Annotated in this window: 19 protein-coding genes, 2 tRNA genes and 1 rRNA gene; 13 read left to right on the top strand and 9 right to left on the bottom strand. The window is 58.6% G+C overall.

Features of this window, described 5'->3' with window-relative positions:
• The first annotated feature begins 42 nt into the window (after positions 1 to 42).
• The 3 genes from rrf to dkgB all read left to right on the top strand — a co-directional run bounded on the left by rrf (position 43) and on the right by dkgB (position 1,344).
• Positions 43 to 158: ribosomal RNA gene (gene rrf / locus ACMGGK_RS19405) — 5S ribosomal RNA — on the top strand.
• A 94-nt stretch (positions 159 to 252) separates the two neighbouring features.
• Positions 253 to 329: transfer RNA gene (locus ACMGGK_RS19400), tRNA-Asp, on the top strand.
• A 211-nt stretch (positions 330 to 540) separates the two neighbouring features.
• The gene (dkgB, locus tag ACMGGK_RS19395) at positions 541 to 1,344 is read left to right on the top strand and encodes a 2,5-didehydrogluconate reductase DkgB (protein WP_016929009.1); all 804 of its coding nucleotides are present in this window, start codon (positions 541 to 543) and stop codon (positions 1,342 to 1,344) included.
• A gap of 47 nt (positions 1,345 to 1,391) precedes the next feature.
• On the opposite strand, the gene yafC is transcribed toward dkgB, so the two are convergent.
• The gene (yafC, locus tag ACMGGK_RS19390; protein ID WP_004930183.1) at positions 1,392 to 2,279 is read right to left on the bottom strand and encodes a DNA-binding transcriptional regulator YafC; all 888 of its coding nucleotides are present in this window, start codon (positions 2,277 to 2,279) and stop codon (positions 1,392 to 1,394) included.
• A 104-nt stretch (positions 2,280 to 2,383) separates the two neighbouring features.
• Here yafC and ACMGGK_RS19385 point away from each other — a divergent pair, with 104 nt between their 5' ends.
• Positions 2,384 to 3,559: an MFS transporter gene (locus ACMGGK_RS19385; protein WP_016929008.1), complete on the top strand. Its 1,176-nt coding sequence runs from the start codon at positions 2,384 to 2,386 to the stop codon at positions 3,557 to 3,559.
• Positions 3,560 to 3,798: 239 nt separating this feature from the next.
• Positions 3,799 to 4,593 carry an endonuclease/exonuclease/phosphatase family protein gene (locus ACMGGK_RS19380; protein ID WP_028127832.1) on the top strand — a complete coding sequence of 265 codons (795 nt, stop codon included), beginning with the start codon at positions 3,799 to 3,801 and terminating at the stop codon, positions 4,591 to 4,593.
• 51 nt (positions 4,594 to 4,644) lie between these two features.
• On the opposite strand, the gene mltD is transcribed toward ACMGGK_RS19380, so the two are convergent.
• Positions 4,645 to 6,027, bottom strand: coding sequence for a murein transglycosylase D (gene mltD, locus ACMGGK_RS19375; RefSeq protein ID WP_004930188.1), 1,383 nt, complete (start codon positions 6,025 to 6,027; stop codon positions 4,645 to 4,647).
• A gap of 71 nt (positions 6,028 to 6,098) precedes the next feature.
• Positions 6,099 to 6,854, bottom strand: a complete 756-nt coding sequence (gene gloB, locus ACMGGK_RS19370) for a hydroxyacylglutathione hydrolase (RefSeq protein WP_420277138.1) — start codon at positions 6,852 to 6,854, stop codon at positions 6,099 to 6,101.
• Between the two features lie 44 nt (positions 6,855 to 6,898).
• Between gloB and ACMGGK_RS19365 the strand changes: the two genes are divergently transcribed.
• Positions 6,899 to 7,618, top strand: coding sequence for a class I SAM-dependent methyltransferase (locus ACMGGK_RS19365; RefSeq protein ID WP_420277137.1), 720 nt, complete (start codon positions 6,899 to 6,901; stop codon positions 7,616 to 7,618).
• Here ACMGGK_RS19365 and rnhA read toward each other — a convergent pair.
• Positions 7,615 to 8,082: a ribonuclease HI gene (gene rnhA / locus ACMGGK_RS19360; protein ID WP_004930193.1), complete on the bottom strand. Its 468-nt coding sequence runs from the start codon at positions 8,080 to 8,082 to the stop codon at positions 7,615 to 7,617. The genes ACMGGK_RS19365 and rnhA overlap by 4 nt on opposite strands.
• Before the next feature lie 72 nt (positions 8,083 to 8,154).
• Here rnhA and dnaQ point away from each other — a divergent pair, with 72 nt between their 5' ends.
• Both dnaQ and ACMGGK_RS19350 read left to right on the top strand, forming a co-directional pair.
• A complete protein-coding gene (gene dnaQ / locus ACMGGK_RS19355) occupies positions 8,155 to 8,898 on the top strand; it encodes a DNA polymerase III subunit epsilon (RefSeq protein WP_143778594.1) in 744 nt (247 codons plus the stop codon).
• Positions 8,899 to 9,042: 144 nt separating this feature from the next.
• Positions 9,043 to 9,119, top strand: a tRNA-Asp gene (locus tag ACMGGK_RS19350).
• Positions 9,120 to 9,224: 105 nt separating this feature from the next.
• Here ACMGGK_RS19350 and ACMGGK_RS19345 read toward each other — a convergent pair.
• A complete protein-coding gene (locus ACMGGK_RS19345) occupies positions 9,225 to 11,465 on the bottom strand; it encodes a TonB-dependent siderophore receptor (protein ID WP_420277136.1) in 2,241 nt (746 codons plus the stop codon).
• Between the two features lie 234 nt (positions 11,466 to 11,699).
• Here ACMGGK_RS19345 and ACMGGK_RS19340 point away from each other — a divergent pair, with 234 nt between their 5' ends.
• Complete coding sequence (locus ACMGGK_RS19340; RefSeq protein ID WP_049299729.1) at positions 11,700 to 12,578, top strand: siderophore-interacting protein; 879 nt, start codon at positions 11,700 to 11,702, stop codon at positions 12,576 to 12,578.
• Positions 12,579 to 12,730: 152 nt separating this feature from the next.
• Here the strand turns inward: ACMGGK_RS19340 and ACMGGK_RS19335 are convergent, their stop codons facing one another.
• Positions 12,731 to 13,504, bottom strand: coding sequence for an amidohydrolase (locus tag ACMGGK_RS19335; RefSeq protein WP_016929001.1), 774 nt, complete (start codon positions 13,502 to 13,504; stop codon positions 12,731 to 12,733).
• A complete protein-coding gene (locus ACMGGK_RS19330) occupies positions 13,492 to 14,652 on the bottom strand; it encodes a pyridoxal phosphate-dependent aminotransferase (protein ID WP_049299728.1) in 1,161 nt (386 codons plus the stop codon). Before ACMGGK_RS19330 ends, ACMGGK_RS19335 begins: the two co-directional genes overlap by 13 nt.
• A gap of 164 nt (positions 14,653 to 14,816) precedes the next feature.
• On the opposite strand from ACMGGK_RS19330, the gene ACMGGK_RS19325 reads away from it, so the two are divergent.
• From ACMGGK_RS19325 to ACMGGK_RS19315, 3 genes are read left to right on the top strand one after another with little or no spacing between them, the layout of a single operon-like run.
• On the top strand, positions 14,817 to 15,431 hold the full coding sequence (locus tag ACMGGK_RS19325; RefSeq protein WP_016928999.1) for a methylthioribulose 1-phosphate dehydratase: 615 nt from the start codon (positions 14,817 to 14,819) through the stop codon (positions 15,429 to 15,431).
• Positions 15,428 to 16,117 carry an acireductone synthase gene (gene mtnC, locus ACMGGK_RS19320; RefSeq protein WP_016928998.1) on the top strand — a complete coding sequence of 230 codons (690 nt, stop codon included), beginning with the start codon at positions 15,428 to 15,430 and terminating at the stop codon, positions 16,115 to 16,117. Before ACMGGK_RS19325 ends, mtnC begins: the two co-directional genes overlap by 4 nt.
• Positions 16,114 to 16,656 carry a 1,2-dihydroxy-3-keto-5-methylthiopentene dioxygenase gene (locus ACMGGK_RS19315; RefSeq protein ID WP_028127829.1) on the top strand — a complete coding sequence of 181 codons (543 nt, stop codon included), beginning with the start codon at positions 16,114 to 16,116 and terminating at the stop codon, positions 16,654 to 16,656. Before mtnC ends, ACMGGK_RS19315 begins: the two co-directional genes overlap by 4 nt.
• A 17-nt stretch (positions 16,657 to 16,673) precedes the next feature.
• Here ACMGGK_RS19315 and mtnA read toward each other — a convergent pair whose 3' ends face one another.
• Positions 16,674 to 17,702, bottom strand: a complete 1,029-nt coding sequence (mtnA, locus tag ACMGGK_RS19310; RefSeq protein ID WP_049299727.1) for an S-methyl-5-thioribose-1-phosphate isomerase — start codon at positions 17,700 to 17,702, stop codon at positions 16,674 to 16,676.
• A 145-nt stretch (positions 17,703 to 17,847) separates the two neighbouring features.
• Between mtnA and mtnK the strand changes: the two genes are divergently transcribed.
• The gene (mtnK, locus tag ACMGGK_RS19305) at positions 17,848 to 19,047 is read left to right on the top strand and encodes an S-methyl-5-thioribose kinase (RefSeq protein WP_016928995.1); all 1,200 of its coding nucleotides are present in this window, start codon (positions 17,848 to 17,850) and stop codon (positions 19,045 to 19,047) included.
• 73 nt (positions 19,048 to 19,120) lie between these two features.
• On the opposite strand, the gene ACMGGK_RS19300 is transcribed toward mtnK, so the two are convergent.
• Positions 19,121 to 19,273, bottom strand: a complete 153-nt coding sequence (locus ACMGGK_RS19300) for a type I toxin-antitoxin system Hok family toxin (RefSeq protein WP_016928994.1) — start codon at positions 19,271 to 19,273, stop codon at positions 19,121 to 19,123.
• Positions 19,274 to 19,364 lie beyond the last annotated feature (91 nt).

Raw genomic sequence — 19,364 nt, 5'->3', positions numbered from 1 at the left:
TGGCGACACGAAAGTGAAGCGGTTGGAATGAAACAGAATTTGCCTGGCGGCAATAGCGCGGTGGTCCCACCTGACCCCATGCCGAACTCAGAAGTGAAACGCCGTAGCGCCGATGGTAGTGTGGGGTCTCCCCATGCGAGAGTAGGACACTGCCAGGCATCAAATAAACGTTATCAGTGTGACGACTGGTAATGCGCAAATCGCAGAACGCGATATTGCCGGCATCGAAAGATGCAACGTAAAAGAATCGGTGGAGCGGTAGTTCAGTTGGTTAGAATACCTGCCTGTCACGCAGGGGGTCGCGGGTTCGAGCCCCGTCCGTTCCGCCACTTAATTGATAAGCCCTGAGTCTCGACTCAGGGCTTTTTCATATCTGCATTTTACGCTTTTCAGGCCGGAATTATCCTTCCTTACCGCCTTACCCCCCATATTGTTGCCGTTAGATCAAAAGTCTTATGCCGAACCAGGCGTTTTTGATCAATAAAAAAGTTGCCATAATCTTCCTCATACCACATCTACCTGTTAATGAGAGAAAACATTATGAGCATCCCTGCATTTGGTTTAGGTACTTTCCGCCTTCAGGATCAGGTTGTTATCGATTCTGTCAGCACCGCACTCGAGCTGGGCTATCGCACTATCGATACCGCGCAGATCTATGAAAACGAAGCGGCTGTTGGCCAGGCTATCGCTGCCAGCGGCGTGAAACGTGAAGACCTGTTCATCACCACCAAGATTTGGATCGCGAACCTGGCGAAAGGCGCGCTGATCCCAAGCCTGCAAGAAAGCCTGAAAAAACTGCAAACGTCCTACGTTGATCTGACGCTGATCCACTGGCCGTCACCCAATGACGAAGTGCCGGTTGCCGAATTTATGGCTGAGCTGCTGGAAGCGAAAAAGCTGGGACTGACTCGCCAAATTGGCGTATCTAACTTCACCATCGATTTGATGCAGCAAGCGATTGACGCGATTGGCGCCGATGAAATCGCCACCAACCAAATCGAGCTGTCACCGTTCTTGCAGAACCGCAAGGTGGTAGAATTCGCGCAGCAGCACGGCATCGCCATCACCTCTTACATGACGTTGGCCTACGGCAAAGCGCTGCAGGATGAAACGATCAAAAGCATCGCCGCTCGTCACAATGCAACTCCAGCACAGGTTGTCCTGGCTTGGGCATTGAAGCTGGGCTATGCAGTTATTCCTTCCTCGACCAAGCGTGAAAACCTGGCGAGCAACCTGTTGGCGCAGCAACTGACGCTGACCGACGAAGATATGGCGCAGATTGCCGCACTGGAGTGCAACGGCCGTCTGGTTAGCCCGGAAGGTCTGGCGCCAAACTGGGATTAATCATTCCTCGCAGTAGTCAGCATAAGGCGCCCATCGGGGCGCCTTTTTTATCGTTTCAGGTATTCACTCACAAAATCAATAAAGCTGCGCAGACGGTTGCTGACGGCGCTGTCGCTGTAATAAACCGCGTTGATCGGCATGGCGACCGGCAGTGTCGCTTCCACCAGAATCGGAACCAAATCTCCACGTTTGATATCTTCGTCGCTCATAAAGTCCGACAGGCAGGCGATACCGTTGCCATGCAGACAGAGATGGCGCTGGGTTTCTCCGCTATTGGTCGTCAAGCCTGGGGTGATTTCCAACTGGCTGCCATCTGAACAAGCCAGTGGCCAGCGGTTCAGGCTGGGCAGGTCGTTGAAGCCGATGCAGCAGTGATGTGCAAGATCTTCTACCGTTAGTGGCGTGCCGTGTTGAGCCAGATAGGCGGGAGAGGCAAGCACATGCCGATAGCTGGTCATCAGTTTGCGTGCTTTCAGCGTGGAATCGGTCAGTTCGCCTACGCGGATTGCGATATCCACTTTTCGCTCGATCAAATTGATAAAGTTTTCTGAAGACACCAGCGATAGCGACATTTCAGGATAACGTTCGCGGAACTCCGCCACTAAAGGCGTCAGCATGTGCAGCACCACCGGCGTTGCCGCGTCGACGCGCAGCAGGCCTTGCGGACGCTGGCGGCTTTCCATCAGCGCATTTTCCGCCGCGGCCATGTCGTTCAGTACCTTCTGCACCTGGCGAAAGTAATTCTCTCCTTCCTGAGTCAGGCTGATTTGGCGCGTGGTGCGGTTGAGTAACGTCACGCCCAGTTTGCTTTCCAGTTTTTTCACCGTTCGGCTGACTACGGAGTTCGCTTGTTCCAGGCGTTCGGCCGCCCGGCTGAAGCTGCCGCTTTCCACTACGGTGACAAAGGTGATCAGCTCGTCTGAGTTTGCTTTCATTTTTGCTCCGATAGCAAAGTTAATTTGAAATTTTGAGCATTTTTATCATTTAAGCATAGGCCGATAATAGCCGTCATCAACTTGAATGCTATTTCGGAGTAAAAATGCCACTCGCATTACTTGCCTTAACCATCAGCGCTTTTGCTATCGGCACGACCGAGTTCGTGATTGTCGGGTTGATCCCGACTATCGCGGAACAGCTTGGGGTGACCGTACCGTCCGCTGGATTGCTGGTGACTATCTATGCCCTCGGCGTGGCCATTGGCGCGCCGGTGCTGACGGCCCTGACCAGCCGTATACCGCGCAAGCTGCTGCTGGTTGGCCTGATGGCGCTGTTCACTCTCGGCAACCTGCTGGCCTGGCAATCACCCAGCTATGAATCGCTGGTGATTGCCCGGTTGTTGACCGGCCTGGCGCACGGCGTGTTCTTCTCTATCGGCTCCACTATCGCGACGAGCCTGGTGGCGAAAGAGAAGGCGGCTTCCGCCATTGCCATCATGTTTGGTGGCCTGACGGTGGCGCTGGTGACCGGCGTACCGTTAGGGACATTCATCGGCCAGCAGTTTGGCTGGCGTGAAACCTTCCTGGCCGTTTCTCTGATTGGCGCGGTCGCTACAGTGGCCAGCATTATTCTGGTGCCGAACAATATCAAGAACCAGGGCAGCGCCGGCGTGCGGGAACAAATGAAAGTACTGACCCATCCTCGTCTGCTGCTGATTTACGCAATTACCGCATTGGGATACGGCGGGGTCTTCACGACCTTTACCTTCCTTGCGCCGATGATGCAGGAACTGGCGGGCTTCTCTGCTCCGACCGTGAGCTGGATACTGTTGGCTTATGGCGTCGCGGTGGCGGTGGGTAACATCTGGGGGGGCAAGCTGGCCGATCGCCATGGGGCGGTGCGTGCGTTGAGCTTTATCTTTGCCGCGTTGGCCGTTTTGTTACTGGTGTTTCAGTTTACCGCCAGCCACAGTATCGCCGCTTTGCTGACGGTGATTGCGATGGGCGTGTTCGCTTTCGGCAACGTGCCGGGGCTGCAGGTCTATGTGGTACAAAAAGCCGCGCAATACACGCCAAATGCGGTGGATGTGGCGTCCGGTCTCAACATCGCGGCGTTCAACATCGGCATTGCGCTTGGTTCGGTGATTGGCGGCCAGACCGTTGCCTCGCTGGGGCTGGCGCAGACCCCCTGGATTGGCGCGCTGATCGTGGTGGTTGCATTGTTGCTGGTTAGCCTCAGTGGCCGTCTGGATAAAAAGTCTCAGCGGCAAACAGCTTGATAGGCAACTATTACTGCCTGGCCCGCGTTTTGCGGGCCTTTTCGCATTTTTCACCTATTATCCCCCACCTTTACACAGCTATACCGTCAGAAGATTGAAATCGCTGCAGGTGGCCCCTATAACTGAAAAGGTGATGCCCGCAAAAGCCATGCCCTCTATGCGGGGTAGGCGTATAATCAATTCATCGTTGGCGAGTCTTCATCGCCAGTTTTCATGTTACTGGGTAATAGGCGAATCGCGTGCCGAAACGAACTTATGCAATGCGGTATGTTGCAGGCCAGCCAGTTGAGCGAATCTTTCCTGGCGCCGTTAACCAGCCGTTGCCGCCAGGGGCGGCGCTGCCGACGACCGGCGCCTTGCGCGTTATGGTGTGGAATATTTTCAAACAGCAGCGAGCCGACTGGCTTTCGGTGCTGAAAAACCATGGCAAAGACGCGCAACTGGTGCTGTTGCAAGAGGCGCAAACCACGCCGGAGCTGGTGAGCTACGCTACCGCCAACTACCTGGCGGCCGATCAGGTACCGGCCTTTGTGCTACCGCAGCACCCTTCCGGCGTGATGACGCTGGCGGCCGCTCATCCTGTTTACTGTTGCCCGCTGCGCGAGCGAGAGCCGCTGCTGCGGCTGTCCAAGTCGGCCCTGATCACCGTTTATCCGCTGTACAACGGCGAGCTGTTGATGGTGGTGAACATCCATGCGGTGAACTTTAGCCTGGGCGTCGACGTCTACAGCAAGCAACTGGGGCCAATCGGTGAGCAGATCGCCAGCCACCGGGGGCCGGTGATCATGGCCGGGGACTTCAACGCCTGGAGCCGCAAGCGCATCAATGCGCTGTATGACTTCGCCGGAGAGATGGCGCTGCGCGAAGTGAGCTTCGCCGACGATCATCGCCGCAAGGCCTTCGGCCGTCCGCTGGATTTCGTATTTTACCGCAATCTGGGGGTGGTGGAGGCGTCGGTATTGGTGACCAGCGCGTCGGATCACAATCCGTTGTTGGTGGAGTTCCACCCGGAAAAAGACTCTCCCGTCTGGTGAATCGCAGGTAATAAAAAAGCACCCCGCAGGGTGCTTTTTTGTACCGGAAACTTAGGTATCCGGCGTTAGCTTGTTGCCGACAAACAGGGTCAGCTTCAGACCTGGCTGCAGGTTGCCTTTGGCGAGCGTTGAATTCCAACGCATCACGTCGTTAATATCGACGCCGTGACGACGTGCGATACTGGCGAGCGAATCACCTTTACGGACCTGGTAGGTGATACTGCTGTTACTGCCAGTATTGCTGGCCACTTGCAGGGTTTGCCCAACTTTTATGGCGCTCTTGGCGCGTAAGTTGTTCCAACTCTGCAAATCGCTGGTCTTAACGTTCAGCCGCTTGGCAATGCCCGATAAGGTGTCGCCGGAGCGCACTTTATACGAACTGCCACCGGTCAAACCGCTGTTCTTCGCCAACTGCGTCGTTGGCTGAGTCACGGCGATCTGGCCATCGGCCAGCGAGTCTTTCAGTTGCTCGGCATGTCCTTTGGGAACCATGATGTAATGGGGCCCGTTGGGTGCCGTAACGCCTTTTTTGTAGCCTGGGTTATACGCTTTCATCTTGGTGACTGAAAGCCCTGCCATCTCAGCCGCCTGAGTCAGCTGGATCTGCTGTCCGACATCAATACGCGCCAGCGCACGGGTTTCATCCGTTTTCGGGAGTTTCACGCCGTACTTCTTGCTGTTCTTGATGATGTCGCTCAGCGCCAGCATTTTCGGGACATAGATTGACGTTTCACGCGGAAGCGACAATGCCCAGAAATTGGTTGGCTTACCCTGGCGTTTGTTTGCCTTCACCGCTTGCATCACGCGGCCTTCACCACTGTTATAGGCGGCTACGGTCAGTAACCAGTCGCCGTTAAACATGCGGTTCAAGCGCTGCATCATGTTAAGCGCAGCGGTTGTTGAGGCGACGACATCGCGTCGACCGTCATACCACTGATTGTTTTTCAAACCATAATTGCGACCCGTTTGCGGCACGATTTGCCATAGCCCTGCGGCGTTGGCACTTGACGTGGCGTGTGGGTCAAAAGCGCTCTCCACTATGGGTAGCAGTACCAGTTCCATCGGCATATTACGTTTCTTAATCTGCCCGACTATCCAGTACATGTACGGCTCTGCCCGTAATGTTACATCGTGGAGATAGCTCTTACTTTTTAAGTACTTTCTTTTCTGATCACGGATCCGGGAATTTTCCGGAACCTCCATCTTCAGCTCGTCGCTAATGAAGTTCCACAGGTCCTGTTGCGCGGCGGGACTGTTGTTATCCAACCACCGCGCCGAGCTCGCTCGGCCATTTGCTGTGTACTCTCCTGCTTCACCATCTTGACCAGCCGAAGACAAACTCTGTGCATGCTGTTCTGGCGCCGGTGCGTCCTGCCTGGACGACTGGCAACCCACTAGCAAGACTGAGGCGAGAAATATCGCTTTAGCCTTCATGTGTGTGTCAATGTAGTTGCTTAAAAGACGAGCAATAATACTTTGCTTCGCCAAATAACACAACTAAAAGCTTAGAAGTTATCTTTCCGCAGGCGTAATTCGGAAAAAACTGAATGAAGGCTTTGGGGTGGTGAATTAAAGCCTAATTTCTTTTGTAAATCAGTGTCATGGCAGCGTAAAAATAGGTTAATTTTGCGCTCTAATTGCAATGTAGTCGGCACGCTGGCTTGGCCTTTTGCCCTTAACGCTTCAACATGTTGTTGATATGTTTCAATCTCTCGATCTTCCGGCAAAATAGCCCGCGCAAACTTAAGATTTGAAAGAGTATATTCATGCGCGCAGCAAATTAAGGTGTTATCGGGAAGTTGCGCGAGTTGTTGAAATGAGTCGTACATTTGTTTGGCGGTGCCTTCAAACAGCCTGCCGCAGCCGGCGGAGAAAATGGTGTCGCCGCAGAACAGATAAGGGGCACTATAGAATGCCATATGGCCCAACGTATGACCGGGAACGGCGATAGTCTTGTAGTGGCGGCCATCGATGTCAAAGGTGTCGCCGTCGCGGACGATGTGGTTGGCGCCTTTGTCCGCGGTTTCTTGCGGCCCATAGACGGCCAGGCCGGGATACTGCGCCACGATCTGCGCCACGCCGCCGACGTGATCGTGATGATGGTGGGTCAGCAGGATCGCCGCCGGCGCCAGCTGCAGGCGCTGCAACGCTTCAAGTACCGGCTGCGCTTCACCCGGATCGACGATAATGCAGCGCCCCTGTCGGTCATCCAATAACCAAATGTAATTGTCCTGGAAGGCGGGAATGCTGATAAGATTCATGGTGTACCTCTCGTTGGCAACGGCTTGAAAGAAGATAATAAATCATGAAACCAGCCCATACTCTACAAAAGCTCACCGGCCCGCAGTCCTGGGCTGAGCTGCCGTGGGGGGAGTACTATCGTGAAGCGCTCGAGCGGCAGTTGCAACCCTGGTGGCCCAAGCTGTTCGGTTTCCATCTGCTGAAGATGGGCATGCTCAGCGCCGGGCTGGCCACGGACAAATGCGCAATCTCCCACCAGGTTAACGTAGGGCTGGAGGGGGAAGGGCTGCAGGTGGTCGCCGATGCTTATCAACTGCCGTTCGCCGCCAAGTCGGTAGATGCCTGCCTGCTGGCGCATACGCTGTCCTATGCGGACGATCCGCACCGCATGCTGCGTGAAGTGGACAGGGTGTTGATCGACGACGGCTGGTTGGTCGTCAGCAGCTTCAATCCGTTCAGCCTGCTGGGATTGGGCAAGCTGGTGCCCGGGTTGCGTCGCCGCCAGCCCTATGTCAGCCGCATGTTTACCCAGATGCGGCTGCTGGATTGGCTCAGCCTGCTGAATTACGAGGTGTTGCACCAGGCGCGTTTTCACGTGCTGCCGTGGCACCGCAAGGGCGGCAAGTTTTTATGTACCCATTTGCCGGCGCTGGGCTGCATGAGCGTGATTGTGGCGCGTAAGCGCACCTTGCCGCTGACGCCTACGCCGATGAAACTGGGGGCGAGAAAGCCGTCTCTCAGCCGCGCGGTGGGCGCGACCAAGAGCTATCGCAAGCTGCCTTAGGCTTCCGGTTGGTAACCGACGTCTTCCTGCGTCGGTTTGCCGGCCGCCTCGCGCGCCAGCACGTCACAACGTTCGTTCTCCGGATGGCCGGCGTGGCCCTTGACCCATTCCCATTTCACCTCGTGGCGCTGAATGGCCTGATCCAGCCGCTGCCACAGATCGACATTTTTGACCGGTTTTTTGTCGGCGGTTTTCCAACCGCGTTTCTTCCAGTTATGGATCCAGCTGGTGATGCCCTGGCGCACGTACTGGCTGTCGGTGCTGAGCGTCACGGCGCAGGGGACGGTCAGCGCTTCCAGCGCCACGATCGCCGCCATCATTTCCATGCGGTTATTGGTGGTCAGACGAAATCCTTCGCTGAAGGTTTTTTCCGTCTGCTTATAGCGTAGTATCGCGCCGTAGCCACCGGGGCCGGGGTTGCCAAGGCAGGAGCCGTCGGTGAAAATTTCTACCTGTTTGAGCATCTCTGGTAGACTCTTCCTATCAGTTTTATAAAAGCCAAGTCTGACATAAACGAGCGCTGTGAGCACTGCAATATGATCTCTACAACCACCAGACAGATTGTCCTCGATACCGAAACCACCGGTATGAACAAGCTTGGGGTGCACTACGAAGGGCACCGCATCATCGAAATCGGTGCGGTGGAGGTGATTAACCGCCGCCTGACCGGGCGCAACTTCCACGTTTACATCAAGCCGGATAGGCTGGTGGATCCGGAAGCCTACGGCGTACACGGCATCAGCGACGACTTCCTGGCCGACAAGCCGACCTTCGATCAGGTTGCCGAGGAATTTCTCGACTTTATCCGCGGCGGCGAACTGGTGATCCATAACGCGGCGTTCGATATCGGCTTTATGGATCACGAATTCCGCATGTTGCAGCAGGGCATCCCGAAGACCGAGACCTTCTGCACCATCACCGACAGCCTGTTGATGGCGCGTCGCCTGTTCCCGGGCAAGCGCAACAACCTCGATGCCTTGTGCAGCCGTTATGAGATAGATAACAGCAAGCGTACGCTGCACGGCGCATTGCTCGATGCCGAGATCCTGGCGGAAGTCTATCTGGCGATGACCGGCGGTCAGACCTCGATAGCGTTCCAGATGGAGGGGGATACCCAGCAAAATGACGCCGCGCAAGAAATACAGCGTATCGTCCGCCCGGCTACGGCGATGAAAGTGGTCTACGCCAGCGACGAAGAAATAAAGGCGCACGAGGCGCGTCTGGATCTGGTGGCAAAAAAGGGCGGTAGCTGCCTGTGGCGCGGGGCGCCGGCGGAATAACGGCGTTTTTGCGTGAAAAAACCTCACCGGATGAATCTTCGTTGAAAAACTGTGCAAACGGTTCATTTGCGGAGAAAAAGGCGTTGACGGAACCGAGAGGCGTCCGTAATATGCGCCTCGTTCCCCCGCAAGAGGGAATGGCGCGGAGCGGTAGTTCAGTTGGTTAGAATACCTGCCTGTCACGCAGGGGGTCGCGGGTTCGAGCCCCGTCCGTTCCGCCACTATTCAGAAGCCCTGAGTTAGCGATAACTCAGGGCTTCGTCGTTTCCGTTCTCTGAAAAACGGTGCGGCCCAATCAACGGGGCCGGCGGACCGGCCCCTTATCCTCAGAATAACACCGAATAGTTCAAGCCGAAGGTGCGTCCGCGGCCTTTATAGCTGTACAGCTCAGGCGAGCCGTAGGTCGGGCTGTACAGGATCGGCGCGCGTTGGCCCCAAACGGTGGTGTACTCCTTGTCCAGCAGGTTTTCCACGCTGAAGCTGATTTTTCCTACCGGCAGGGTATAGCTGCCGAGGAAGTCGACGGTGTTGTAGCCATCGATCTTGCGGCCCTGAGTGGAGTTGGCTTTGGTGTAATCGCCGTCGTCCGACACGTCGAAGGTTTGCTGCGACTGTAAGCGCAGATTCCAGTCGCCCGGCGCCCAGCCGACATAAGCGGTGACTTTCGATGGGCTGGCGGTATCGACCACCAGCTTCTTCCATTCGCCGTTGACCTTGGTTTCGGAACGGATGAGGTTGAAGTTGGTACCGGCGCTCCAGTCGCTGTCTTCAAAGAAATAATCCACCGCGCCTTCCAGCCCATAGATGCGCCGCTTGTCCGCATTGACGTTGATGGTCATGTCGGTTTTGTTGATGGCGATGCTCTTGTCGGACAGCGAGTAGTAGGCGGCGATTTGCGTGCGCAGGTTATCGCCGGTATAGCGCCAGCCCAGCTCGTAGGCATTGACCTTGATGCCTTCCAGTTTGGAATCGCCGACGTTGACGCTCTTCAGCAATTGATAATGGCTGCCGTTCAACGCGTAGGTGCCGTTGCCGTAATATTTGCCCGGATCCGGGATCTCGAAGCCCTGAGAGAAGTTGAACCAGGTTTGCTGGCGCTCGGTCAGATGTGCCAACAGGCCGGCATTGAACAGCGTGTTGTTGTAGTCGGTTTTCCCTCCCGGTATAGCGTCGGCGGACGTCGCGGCGCCGGTGGCGATCGCCTGCTGCTGGTTATAACCGACGAAGTCATCAATCTTGTTTTCGGTGTACTGGTAACGCACGCCGCCGCTCAGGGTGAAGATGGGATTGATGTCGTAACTGGCCTGCAGGAACGACGCCAGGTTGCTGGTGGTATAGCTCGGGTAGCGGCCGGTGCCGTAAGCGTTCTCCAGCGTCATGCCGCCGGACTGTTGGGCCTTCGCCAGGTCGAAGAACTGCTGGTTGGCGTTGAAGCTCTCATGCTCGGCGTCGATGCCGTAAGTCAGCGTCAGCGCGTCGACAGGTTTGCTGTTTAACGTCAGTTTGCCGCCGTAAAAATCGGTTTTTTGCTGCGAAGCGCCAATGCTGCTGACGTAATAGTTCGGCGCTTTGCCCGCCAGCGTTGGGAATGGGTAGAAGGTCAACGTTTCGTCGCGATAGTAGACCTGCGCCACCAGATCCTGGCCGAGGAAATCGGTGTTGGAATATTGCAGGTTGATCAGGTGGCGCTCGGTGCCGGGGATGCGATCGGAGTTTAAGTTACCGCTGTTGTACGCCTTGGCGTTGCCGGTCACCGCCGCGAAGTTTTCCCCCAGAAACAGGCCGTGATCGCCGTCGGACTGGCTTTTGTAGTATTGGGTGGTCAGCTGCAGCTGTTGATGATCGTCGATGTTGAGGGTGCCGGTGCCCATCACATCGAGGCGATTGGAATACTGCAGGCCGGTTTGGGTATTGTCGATCAATACCTCATTGCCTTTGCCGTCATACCAGCCGCCATAGCGCTGGTAAGAAACGGACAGGCGCCCCGAGGCGTTGTCGTTGCCGCCGCTGACCGCCGCCGCCACGTTCTCGTCGTGATCGTTATGGCCGCCAAAGCCGGTTTTACCGCCGACCTGCAACTCGACCTGCTGTTCCTGTTGCCCTTTTTTGGTGACGATATTGATCAGGCCGCCGGTGCTGCCGCCGCCGTACAGCGAGGTCGCGCCGGAAATCACCTCGATATGATCGATATTGAACGGATCGATCGAATCCAACTGGCGGCTGTCGCTGCGCGATGAATTCAGGCGCACGCCGTCAATCATCACCATCATCGAGCGGCCGCGCATATTCATGCCATAGTTGGTGCGGCCCTGGCCGCTGACGTCCATGCCGGGGATCAGCTGCGCCAACATGTCCTTGATCTCTTTGCCGCCCTGAACCTGCTGTTCGATCTCCTGACTTTCGATCACCCAGGTGGTCTGCGCCATTTCCGCCATGCTACGGTGTGAACGGCTGGCTGAGACCACCATCTGCTCTTCGGCGCCGGCTTTCTGATCTTCGGCCCAGGCCGCTGGCGCAAGCATTGCCAGCAGACAAGGGTTCAAAACCCAAAGGTGTTTGCGTTTCATCGTTATTTATTTCCCAGGTGATATTGTTATTGCGTTATTTTTGAGAATGATTCTTTTATCAATAACGTTTCTTGTTATCAATAAAATCATGATATGATTTTTTGCGATACATTAACGTAATTAATTAGTTTTATTAACATTTTGCCCGCTGCGCGATCGAGCAACCCACGCCGTCAACACGGCAGCCGATCGGCCATACGTTCAAGCGACAGCCGTTGCCGGAGAATCGAGAACATGTCCGCCAGCTACAGAATTTTTGATATCACCTTGAAAAGCAAAATACTGATTTCACCTTCGCTGGTGCGCTGCGTGTTTGAAGGTGCGGATATTCATCGGATGAAGCTGGAAGCGCCGGATCAGCGCATCAAACTGCTGTTCCCGGCGGCGGACGGCCAGATCCCGCAATTGGCCAATAGCCCGGACTGGTACGGCGATTACATGGCGATCCCCAAAGAGCGGCGCCCGGTGATGCGCACTTATACGCTGCGTGCGCTGCGCCGTGAGCAGAATCAGATGGACGTCGAATTCGTGCTGCATGGCGTGAACGGCCCGGCCTCCGCCTGGGCGACTCACGCCGAGCCGGGTGATGCCATTCAGACCGTCGCCCCCAACGCTGACTTCGACGGCGACAGCGGCGGCTACGAATGGGCGCCGCCGGCGCAGTTGCAGCAGGCGCTGTTGATCGCCGATGAAACGGCCGTGCCGGCGGCGATGGGCATTCTGGAGCAATTGGCGCAGCAGGCTAATCCGCCTCGCGTGCAGGCGTTCTTCGAAGTGCCGCAGGCGGGGGATTGCCTGGATTTGACCCGTTTCCCGTTCGCCGAGGTTTACTGGCTGCCGCGCGATGTGGGCCGCCAGTTGGCGCACGGCACGTTGCTGGTGGAAGCGGTGCGCCAGCGGGTGGATATCCCCGCGTCGGCCTGTGCGCAGGCGCAGTCCCTGGTGGAAAGCAGCCTGAGCGATGAGGTGTTGTGGGAGCGGGCAGCCGGCAGCAACGTTTTCTACGCCTGGGTGGCGGCCGAGTCTTCCACGGTGAAAACGCTGCGGCGTTACCTGATCGGTGAACGCGATCTGGACCGCGCTACCGTTAACTTTATGGCCTACTGGTGTTGAGTGCGCCGTCCTTTTCCGGCATCGGCGCTGGAGGCGCAGCAGGCCGCCGCACGGATGATGACGCGCGGCGACAAGCTGGCGGCGATCGGCGCGGAGCCTTTATCTCTCTGCCGAACATCGACGTGCCAATCGCCGGCTGGGAGCGTGTTTAATCAGTCGAGACGCAGAAAGCTGTCGGCGTCGCGCCAGGCCGGGAAGGCGTTGCGGTAACTCTGCAGGGTTTCCAGCGACAGCTCAGCGTCCAGCTGCGCGGCTGCGCCGGGCTCGGCATCCGCCAGGATCTCGCCCTGCGGGCTGATGATCAGGCTGTCTCCGCTGTAGTTCAGGCCGTTGGCATCGTCGCCCACCCGGTTGCAGCCCGCCACATACACCTGATTTTCAATCGCCCGCGCCGCCAGCAGCGTTTGCCAATGGCGGCTGCGCGGCGCCGGCCAGTTGGCGACGTACAGCGCCAGATCGTAATCCTGCTGATAGCGCGCCCAGACCGGGAAACGCAGGTCGTAGCAGATCTGCGGCAGGATGCGCCAGCCGCGCCACTCGAAGATTTCACGCCGGTTGCCGGCCTGGTAGTGCAGGTGTTCGCCGGCCATGCGGAACAGATGGCGTTTATCATAGGCATGCACCTGGCCGCCCGGCTCCACCAGCAGGAAGCGGTTGACCGCGCCCTCGTCAGTTTTCAGCGCCACGCTGCCGCCGATTAACGCATGGCTTTTCACCGCCCAACCGTGCAGCCAGTCGATCACCTGCTGTTCGGGCAGGGCGCTCTCGCCGGCATCCATGGCGAAACCGGTGGTGAACATTTCCGGCAAGACGATGAGATCACGCCCGGCGATCGGCGCCAGCAACGCGTCGAAGGCGGCCAGGTTAGCGAGGCCGTCGCGCCAGACCAGCGGTTGCTGCAACAGGGTAATTTTTAAAGTCGACATAACCGCTCCGCAGCTGCATCCAGCGTGGCGTCCTGTTTAGCGAAGCACAGCCGGATCAATTTATGAGGGAAAGGATCGGCACAGAAGACCGACAGCGGAATGGCCGCCACGCCCACGTGCTCGGTTAACCAATGGCAGAACGCTACATCGTCCAGATCGGAGATGGCGCTGTAGTCCGCCAGCAAGAAGTATGTACCGGCGCAGGGTAAAATTTCCAGTCGGCTGCTCGTCAGCGCCTGCACAAAGCGATCTCGCTTGGCGCGATAGAACGCCGGCAGCTGTCGCCAGTGCTCCGGCTCGGCGCGCAGGCTATCCGCCAGCGCCAGCTGCGCCGGAGTATTGACCGAAAAGGTCAGGTATTGATGCACCTTGCGCACCTCAGCGCTCAGCGCGGCGGGCGCCACGCAGTAACCCACTTTCCAGCCGGTCATGTGGAAGGTTTTTCCGAAAGAGGAGACCGCGATCGCCCGTTGGCGCAGCTGCGGGTGGGCCAACACGCTGGCGTGGCCGCCTTTGGCGAAGCAGATGTGTTCGTAAACCTCGTCGCTGAGCACGTAGATTTCGCGTTCGGCGATGGCGTGCCACAGCTGTTGCATGTCTTCCGCCTGCCAGGCGGTGGCGGACGGGTTGTGCGGCGTGTTGACGATCACCAGGCGGGTGCGCGGCGACAGCGCGGCGGCGAACCGTTGCCAATCCACGGCAAACGCGGGCGGCTGCAGGGCGAGGCGTTTGAGTACGCCGCCCGCCAGCGTCACCGCCGGCGCGTAGCTGTCGTAGCTCGGATCGAAACAGACCACCTCATCGCCGGGGCGCACCAGCGCGGTGATGGCGGCGAACAGCGCTTCGGTGGCGCCGGCGGTGACGGTCACTTCGCCGCCGGCGTCCGGCTGCCAGCCATACAGCTCGGCGGTTTTGTCGGCGATGGCTTCGCGCAGCGCCGCCACGCCGGTCATCGGCGCATATTGGTTGGCGCCCTGGGCGACGTGCCAGGCCAGGCGTTCTTTCAGGTAGTCCGGCCCGTCGAAATCAGGGAAGCCCTGCGACAGGTTGATCGCCTGATGCTGCTGCGCCAGCGCGCTCATTTGGGTGAAGATGGTGGTGCCCAGGGCAGGCAGTTTACTTTCGGGAATCAATGCGGAAGTGCTCATAGCAGGTGAATACTCCAGGCGCTTATATTGCCGTCAATATAACACGATGCTAGTATTTGGCAATCAAGACGCTTAGATGGCTAAATGCGAAAAAGTGCTTAGCCCGCCACGCGGCAGGCAACGTTTCATCTGCCGGCCGCCTTACCGAACGGGAAACGATAACAATGACGGAGAATCCGCAACTTACCGCATTACTGGCGGCCTGCCACTGGATTGGCGACAAAGGCTGGTGTCCGGCGACCGGCGGCAACATGTCGCTGCGCCTCGACGAACGCCAGTGCCTGGTCACCGAATCCGGCAAAGACAAAGGCAGCCTGAGCGCCGCCGATTTTCTGCAGGTGGATATCGCCGACAATCATGTGCCGAGCGGCCGTACGCCGTCGGCGGAAACCGGGCTGCATACGCTGCTCTATCGCTTGTACCCGCACCTTGGCGCGGTGTTGCATACCCATTCCGTCAACGCCACCGTGTTGTCGCGGGTGGAACGCGGCGATGCGTTGGTGCTGCAGGGGTACGAAATGCAAAAGTCGCTCGCCGGTCAGCGCAGCCACCTGGACAGCGTGGCGATCCCCATTTTCGATAACGATCAGGACATTCCCCGGCTGGCGTCGCGCGTCGCGGCCTATGCCGAGGTCACGCCGCTGCAGTACGGTTTTCTGGTGCGCGGCCACGGTCTCTATTGCTGGGGAAGTCAGGTGGCGGAAGCCCGCCGCCATCTCGAAGGGCTGGAATTCCTGTTCCAGTGTGAACTGCAACGTCGCTTGCTGGAGGCGAAATGATCCGCGCTATCGTGACCGATATTGAAGGCACCACCAGCGATATTCGCTTCGTGCACCAGGTATTGTTTCCCTATGCCCGCGAACGGCTGGCGGATTTTGTACGCCGTCACGCCACGGAGAGCGAAGTCGCCGCGCCGCTGGCGGCGCTGCGCGCTGAAATTGACCAGCCGCAGGCGGATCTCGACGCGCTGATCGCCGCGCTGTACCGCTTTATGGATGAAGACCGCAAATCCACCGCGCTCAAGGCGCTGCAGGGCATCATCTGGCGCAGCGGCTATCGCGAAGGGGATTTCCGCGGGCATCTGTACCCGGAGGTTGCGGGGCAGTTGGCCGCCTGGCAGCGTCAGGGGCTGAAGCTTTACGTCTATTCCTCCGGTTCGGTGGAAGCGCAGAAGCTGCTGTTCGGCCACAGCAGCGCCGGCGATCTGCAGCCGCTGTTCAGCGGCTATTTCGACACGCACGTCGGCGCCAAGCGTGAAACCGCGTCGTACCGCAACATTGCGCAGGCTATCGGCATCGCGCCCGACGAACTGTTGTTCCTGTCCGATATCCACCAGGAACTGGACGCCGCGCAGGCCGCCGGCTGGCATACCTGCCAGCTGATCCGCGATGAGGCGGATGCACAGAGCCGGCATCCGCAGGTCAGCCGTTTTGATCATATCGATTTAGGGGAGTTTGTCTCATGAGTGGATTGACCATTTTCAGTGATACAGCGCCGCAGCAGCCGCTGTGGCAGAGCCGCGACGCGCAGGAAATCCAGCGGCAGCTGGCGCAGATCGGCGTGCGCTTTGAGCGTTGGCAGGCGGATCGCGAACTGGGCGACAATCCGCAGCCGCAGGCGGTGATCGCCGCCTACCAGCATGAGATCGACCGGCTGGTGGCGGAAAAGGGCTACCAGAGCTGGGACGTGATCAGCATGCGGCCGGACCACGAACAGCGTCAGGCGCTGCGCGAAAAATTCCTGTCCGAACACACGCACGGTGAGGATGAAGTGCGCTTTTTCGTTGAAGGGGCGGGGCTGTTTTGCCTGCATCTGGACGGCAAGATCTTCCAGATCCTGTGCGAAAAGAACGATCTGATCTCAGTGCCGGCCAACACCCGTCACTGGTTCGATATGGGCTCGGCGCCGCACTTTACCGCGATCCGGGTATTTGACAACCCGGAGGGCTGGGTGGCGCATTTCACCGGCGACACGATCGCCGATGCCTATCCGCGTCTGGACTGATCGTCAACCGGCGGGCGTTAACCCAGTGTTCGCCGGAAAATCCCCGCTTCAACCTGCTGCGGCGTGATCACGCCGCTGTCGAACACCCACCCGCTGATGAGTTTTGCCGGCGTGACGTCGAACGCCGGATTGTAGACCGGTGCCTTGGCCGGCGCCCACTGGCAGGTGCCGAAGCTGCCTGAAACGCCGGTGACTTCGGCCGCCGCGCGTTGCTCGATCGGGATGGCGGCGCCGTCCGGACAGTGCGGATCGTGGGTGGTGTGCGGGGCGGCCACGTAGAACGGGATGCCGTGATAGTGCGCCAGCACCGCCAGGCTGTAGGTGCCAATCTTGTTGGCGACGTCGCCGTTGGCGGCGATGCGATCCGCGCCGACCCATACCGCATCGACCTGGCCTTGCGCCATCAGGCTGGCGGCCATTGAATCGCAGATCAGACGATAGGGAATGCCCAGCTCGCCCAGTTCCCAGGCGGTCAGGCGGCCGCCCTGCAGCAGCGGCCGGGTTTCATCGACCCATACTTGTTGCACCTTGCCCTGCTGGTGGGCGCGCAGCAGCACCCCGATAGCGGTGCCGACGCCGGCGGTGGCCAATCCGCCGGTATTGCAGTGGGTCAGCAGGCGGCTGCCGGGCTTGACCAGCCCTGCGCCGCGATCGGCGATGCGATCGCACAGCAGGCGATCCTCCTCCACCAACCGCAGCGCTTCGTCCACCATCGCCGGCGCCCAGTCAGGTTCCGCCAGCGCCAACTTCATGCGATCCAGATTGTTCATCAGGTTAACCGCCGTCGGGCGGGCGGCGCGCAGCGTGTGCAGCGCCTGCTCCAGCTCGGCGCGCGGCAGACCGCGTTCCGCGAGCAGCGCCAACAGCAGGCTGGCGGACAGCCCGATCAGCGGAGCGCCGCGCACCCGCAGGCTGTGAATGTGCCCGACCAACTCTTCCACGCTGTCGCAAGCGCGCCACCGCTTTTCCTGCGGCAGGGCTTGCTGATCGAGGATCCAAAGGCGGTTATCTCGCAGGGTCAAACTGGTGGTGTTAAGCGCTTGCATCGGCGGTTAATTCCTTGTTGCGTGGTTATTGCATCTGAAACGCTATTCTGCCAACATGACTTCCAGATGTATAGACGTCCAAATGCTTTTACGTCTAAATAATCAGAGTTGCTGGGTCAGTGAGAGAGAACAGAGGGGTTGGGGAATGTCGCTTTATCGTACGTTTACGGCTGCCGATGCCGTTGAATATGCCCGCCAATACGGGCAGGTGGCCGAACCGCAGGCGCTGGTGAGCGCCGACGAGATCGGTGACGGCAACCTGAACCTGGTGTTCAAGATCCGCGATCGTGAAGGTGTGAGCCGGGTGATCGTCAAACAGGCGCTGCCCTACGTGCGCTGCGTGGGCGAATCCTGGCCGCTGACGTTGGATCGGGCGCGCATCGAAGCGGAAACGCTGCTGGTCCACGGCGGTTTCTGCCCGCGGCATACGGTAAAAGTCTTGCATCACGATCCCGAGTTGGCGGTGATGGTGCAGGAAGATCTCTCCGATCATCGCATCTGGCGCAGTGAACTGGTGCAGGGGAACTATCATCCGCTGGCGGCCGGGCAACTGGCGGAATACCTGGCGCAGACGCTGTTTCACACCTCCGATTTTTATCAGTCGGCGCAGCAGAAAAAGGCGGAAGTCAGCCGTTTCACCAACCCCGAACTGTGCCAGATCACCGAAGATCTGTTCTTTACCGATCCCTATATCGACCATGAGCGCAATCAGTTCGAGGCGGCGCTGTTGCCGCAGGTGCAGGCGCTGCGCGAGGATGCGCCGCTGAAGTTGGCGGTCGCCGGCCTGAAACATCGCTTCCTCAGCAAGGCGGAGGCGCTGTTGCACGGGGATATCCACAGCGGTTCGATCTTCGTGGCGGAAGGGCGATTGAAAGCGATCGACGCCGAATTCGGTTTCTACGGCCCGATCGGTTTCGATGTCGGCACTGCGTTAGGCAACCTGCTGCTCAACTATTGCGGCCAGCCGGGGCTGTTCGGGCCGCGCGACGCCGCCGCCGGGCGCGAGCAGCGGCTGCAGGATGTGCGCGAGCTGTGGCTGATCTTTGCCGATCGCTTTCTGGCGCTGTGCCATCAGCAAAGCCGCGATGCGGCGCTGGCGACGCCGGGTTACGCCGAGCAGTTCCTGCAGCAGGTCTGGAGCGACGCGATAGGATACTGCGGCACCGAACTGATTCGGCGCACCATCGGCCTGGCGCACGTCGCCGATCTGGACAGCATCGCCGACGCCGACATGCGCCTCGACTGTCAGCGTCACGCCCTGGGATTGGGGCGCACGCTGATCGTCAATGCGCCGCAGATCGAGCATATCGACGCGCTGTTGGCGCGCATTCGTCAGCAGGGCTGAAAAGGCGGGTGCTCGTGGATCCTGCCTGACACCATCAGCCAACGGGCGGGGCGAACCCCGCCGTTGGGTTGCCTTACCGTCCGGATTCGTAAGCCAAAGTGGCCGCAACCTCCGAGTCTCCCAACCTGATGCGCAGTTCGCACAGCGAACCGCGGGTTAGCCAGATGAACGCGAGCAGCGTCATACAGACGATCACCAGTTTAAGTACGACCCGTTTTTGCTGCATTTTTGACCTCCCTATCCTTGCCTTGCGGCGGGTAAGAGGCTAACCTGATGTTGCTAGGCATCAGAGTGGCCTCGGGTTGATAATATCGACT

Origin of the sequence: Serratia sp. BNK-33-b, assembly GCF_048684565.1 — a bacterium.
GTDB classification, from domain to species: Bacteria; Pseudomonadota; Gammaproteobacteria; order Enterobacterales; family Enterobacteriaceae; genus Serratia; species Serratia marcescens.
This window is presented reverse-complemented; position numbering and strand designations above follow the sequence as displayed.